The sequence below is a fragment of the Streptomyces sp. DvalAA-14 genome (assembly GCF_900091855.1).
Lineage (GTDB): Bacteria > Actinomycetota > Actinomycetes > Streptomycetales > Streptomycetaceae > Actinacidiphila.
The window spans coordinates 1-4,596 of record NZ_FMCH01000163.1; the positions used below are offsets into that span (position 1 = coordinate 1).

The window sequence follows — 4,596 nt, forward strand, 5'->3', positions numbered from 1 at the left end:
CGATACGGCGTCGAGGGCGGCGACCGGCGTTTCGGGTCGCGCGTGGGAGAGCGAGGTCAACAGGCCGACGATGGCGCGCTGGTGCGGGGCCAGGCTTTCCGGCGGATAAAGATCGGGATTCGCGTCGAAGCCGATGAGGGGGCCCATGCCTTCGGACCGCTCGGAGAGGAAGAACGCGATTTCGTCCACCGGCCCGGTGGACAGGATGCGGGACTTCGCCGGGGCATCACCGAACACCAAGCCGTAGTCGTACGGCATGACATTGACCACCAGGCTGGTCATGGGATTCGGACCGCCGGAGATCTTCATGTCCCGGACCAACATCTCGCGGGAATAGCGGCGGTGGCGCAGGGCGCCGCGGATTTCCGCCGCGACGTCCTTGACGAGTTCGCCGACCGTCATGCCGGGGGATATGCGTACATGCAACGGGACGACATTGGCGGTCATTCCGGGAATGTCGCCGAGGGCGCCGGCGCGTCCGTTCGTGGTGAGGCCCAGCATGACGTCGGCGGCGCCGGTGGCCCGCGCGACGTGCAGCGCGGTGGCGGCCACCGCGACGGCCGACCAGCTGGTCCGGGCGGCGCGGCCGACGGCCTTCAGCCCGGCCAGCACCTCGGCGCCGAGCCCTTCCGCGACATGCAGGAGCGGAGGGGCGTCCGGGCCGGTTTCTGTGCCGGTCGGGGGGCCGGCGTCCGGTCCGGTCCCGGCGCCGCCCGTGACGCCGGTCGCAACGCCGGTCGCGGCCGCGCGCCGCGGCAGCAGGGTCTCCGGCGCCGGGAAGTCCGGGAAGCGGTCCGCCCAGTAGGCGCGGTCACGGGCGTACTCCGGGGACTCCCGGTACGTCTGATCGCTGTCCACCAGCGCCCGCAGCGAGGTGTTCCGCGGCTCGGCGGCCGTCCCGTGCACACGGGCCGTATACACCTCGGCCACCCGGTGGCCCATGAGCGAAACGCTGAGTCCGTCCATCACCAGGTGGTGATAGCGCGAATACCAGAAGTACCGGTCCTCGGCCAATTTGATCAGGAGGTGAACGAAGAGTTCGGCGGGCCGGGTCGGGTCGGCCGGTCTGCGCAGGTCTTCGGCCATGAGTCTTTCGGCCGCGGCGGGCGGATCGGAATGCCCGGTCAGATCGACGAGCGTCGGCGGTATCCGGCGGGTCGGCAACTGGCGCTGATACGGCAGGCCATCGACCGTGAAGAACTCGACGTGCAGCGATTCGCACTCTTCCACGGCCGTCGCCACGGCTTCGGCGAACGCGTTCTCATCGACACGGCCGGCCACTTCGAAGCATTCGCTGATGTTGTACTTCGGACTTGTCGGGTCCAGGTGCTGGCTGAACCACACACCCTGTTGCGCGTAGGTCAGCGGCAGGATACGGGAATCGATTTCGGGCATGCCAATTCCGCCGTTCGTGAAGTCTGCGAAGTGGAGAGAAGGGAGCGCGCATGCGGCGGCGCCGCACCGGGCGATAAAGGGATCGCGTCCGGACCACCGGGTTCGGACCACCGCGTTCGGACCACCGTCCACCGGAAAGCCCGCATACCCCGACACGACGTCGTCCGTACCGCGGGCACGGGCCCCCCAGGGCCTAGTCCCCGGGGGCGTCCATCGCCGCGGCCAGGCTGGCCGGCCGCATGTCCGTCCAGGTGGATTCGACGAAGCTCACGCAGTCGGCGTGCGAACTCTCCGCGAGCGCCACGTGCCACCCGGCCGGCACCGCCGCGTCGGCGGGCCACAGGGAATACTGCCGCTCGTCATTGACCAGAACGAGGAAACGCGCGGTTTCGTCGTCGAACGGATTCGCCATCGAAGAACTCCCCCACATCGCTGTTCACTGACTTTGCCGATCGTGTCGGACTGGCTGGTTCCCCCCTTCCGGTAAGGCATTCCAGCCGGTACGACAATAGTTCTGGGATTACGGCCCGGCCAGCGTACAACAGCCGTCTTCCCCTCACCGGAAGATGACAGTTGAGGCCAGGAATGGCCGATTAGTTTCGCGGATGAGCGGTCACTCCGTGCCACCTTGATTCACCTCCGCGAGCCGGGGTATACGGCCGCCCGCCCATGCCGGACAAATTTTCGAAGCCGGCCGCCCAACCTCCTCAACTGGGACTTCTCCCGCAGTTGAGGTATACAACAAATAATCCCTTGAATAAATGCGGGGCCAGAACATGACGGACGGTCCGAACCGGGGATACCCGATCGGCTTCGGCCGACTCGACGGCGGCACAAGAATGGCCAAACCACTGACCGGAAACCGACGATCGCCGCAGTGAAGCCGTGGGCAAAGGCAGTTGGCATAGGCCATGGAACTACCGAACCGAAAGGCGCCTTCCCGTGCACGTCAGAGCGTCGCACGGCGAAACGGCGGCCGGGCGCCCCCATTACCACCCGTCACGCGAGCACCTCGCGTGCCCATGTGTCCACGATGTTTCCGGCCGACGCCCCCCGCCCGCCCGATCCGAACCGGCGGCTGCCGCCCCCTGCCCGTCGCCGCTCGCGACGAGATCTACGACCTTGGACGTACAGCGGGTACGGACGGGGAGCCAGCGGAAATCGCCCTCCGGCTTGCGGAGGGGCGGGTGAGGTGTGGATGCCCGGGCTCGGCGACCGAGCCGCCCCCGCCGACACCCGCGCTCACGTCGCCCTCCGCGGCCGGGCCAAAGTCCGCGCCGCCCTCCGCACCCGCGCCGAACAGCCCGCCCCGGGCGGCGCGTGAGCGGCGTCTTCGACGCCTTGTGCTGCGCCGCTCGGCTGCGCGCCCTGCCCCGACGATCCGGGGAAAGCAACAGATTCAGACAGTTCGGCGGGACGCGAAAAAATAAAAGCAACAAATGTTGACGCAATCGACCAGTGCGCGTAGCTTCCGTGCCAGTCGTCGGGCAGTGTCAACTGCACTGCCGCGCGGACGAGTCAGAGCTCGCTCCCTCCCCCCATCCAGGAGCACGCCATGCGCGGAAAGAGATCTGCCGTTGTGAGAGCCGTGAGATCGGTGAGAGCCGTGAGAGCGGTGAGCTCGGTGAATGCCGCACGAGCGGCCCGAGAGGTCGCGGGCGGCGCGGGCGGCGCCGGCCGCGCGGTGCTTCGGTATCGGCGGGCGCTGCTCGCCGCCGTGGCGTCCGTCGGGCTTCTCCTCGGTGCCATGCTCGGTCTTCCCGGGTCGGCGCAGGCCGCCGGTTCGGGGCCGTGCGACATCTACGCCGCCGCCGGCACGCCGTGCGTGGCCGCGCACAGTACGACCCGGGCGCTGTTCGCCGCGTACAACGGGCCCCTCTACCAGGTCACCCGTGCCTCCAACGGGGGCACCGCCGACATCGGGCTGCTGGCCCAGGGCGGTTACGCGAACGCCGCGCAGCAGGACGCGTTCTGCGCGGACACCACGTGCCGCATCACGAAGATCTACGACCAGACGTCGCGGCACAACAATCTGACCCCGGGGCCCGCGGGCACCGCCGGCATGGGGGCCGACCGGGGCGCCGATGCGGCCGAACTGTCGGTCACGGCCGGCGGCCACAAGGTCTACGGCATCTGGATCTCGCCGGGAGTCGGCTACCGCTCGGCCGGTGCGGCCTCCGGCGTCGCGGTGAACGGCCAGCCCGAGGGCGCCTACATGGTGGCCAGCGGTACGCACGTCGGCTCCGCCTGCTGCTTCGACTACGGCAACGCCGAGAGCACGCCGGCCGACACCGGCAACGGCCACATGGACGCGGTGAGCATCGCCACCACCTGCTACTTCGCGCCGTGCACCGGCACCGGTCCCTGGGTCGAGGCCGACATGGAGAACGGCATGTTCCAGGGCAACAACGGCTCCAACACCGCGAACGCCGGCAACAAGAGCACGTTCGTCACAGCCGTCCTCAAGAACAACGGGCAGACGACGTACGCCCTCAAGGGCGGCAACTCGCAGTCCGGCGGCCTGTCGACCTGGTGGAACGGCGCCTTGCCGACCCGGGGCGGTTATACGCCGATGCACCAGGAAGGCGGCATCATCCTGGGCACCGGCGGTGACAACAGCAACTGGAACATGGGCACGTTCTTCGAGGGCGTGATGGTGGCCGGTTTCCCGACCGACGCCGCCGAGAACGCGGTCCAGGCGAACGTCGTCTCGGTCGGCTACTCCGGTGAGACCAACGTTCCCAACGGTCCGCAGGGTGAGATCACCGGTCCGGGCGGTCAGTGCGTCGATGTCGCCGCCGACGACACCGGGGTGGACGGAGCCGCCGTCCAGCTGTGGAACTGCCAGTCCTGGGCGGAGGACCAGTTCTGGACCCACCACACCAACGGCTCGCTGAGCACCATCGGCCGCTGCCTGGACATCAACGGCAACGGCACCGCCGCCGGTACCAAGGTCGAGCTGTGGGACTGCAATGGTGTGGGCGGCCAGGTGTGGACCCAGCAGTCGGACGGTTCGCTGCTCAATCCGCAGTCCGGCCGGTGTCTCGACTCGCCGAGCGGCGCCACCGCCAACGGCACGCGCCTGCAGATCTGGGACTGCAACGGCACCGCCGCCCAGAAGTTCGCCCTGCACTGAGGCCCGGGCGGGCGGGCCGGCGGCAGCGCACCGCACCCGGCCGCGCCCGCCCCGCACCACCTCTC

Annotated in this window: 3 protein-coding genes; 1 reads left to right on the plus strand and 2 read right to left on the minus strand. The window is 69.0% G+C overall.

The annotated features are described in order from the left end of the window. On the minus strand, positions 1 to 1,551 hold a 1,551-nt coding region (locus tag GA0115240_RS07960; RefSeq protein WP_256069602.1), incomplete at its 3' end, for a condensation domain-containing protein. Positions 1,552 to 1,588: 37 nt separating this feature from the next. Further along, the gene (locus GA0115240_RS07965; protein WP_093735952.1) at positions 1,589 to 1,807 is read right to left on the minus strand and encodes an MbtH family protein; all 219 of its coding nucleotides are present in this window, start codon (positions 1,805 to 1,807) and stop codon (positions 1,589 to 1,591) included. A 1,335-nt stretch (positions 1,808 to 3,142) separates the two neighbouring features. Between GA0115240_RS07965 and GA0115240_RS07970 the strand changes: the two genes are divergently transcribed. After that, complete coding sequence (locus tag GA0115240_RS07970) at positions 3,143 to 4,531, plus strand: arabinofuranosidase catalytic domain-containing protein (protein WP_237554699.1); 1,389 nt, start codon at positions 3,143 to 3,145, stop codon at positions 4,529 to 4,531. Positions 4,532 to 4,596: the final 65 nt, after the last annotated feature.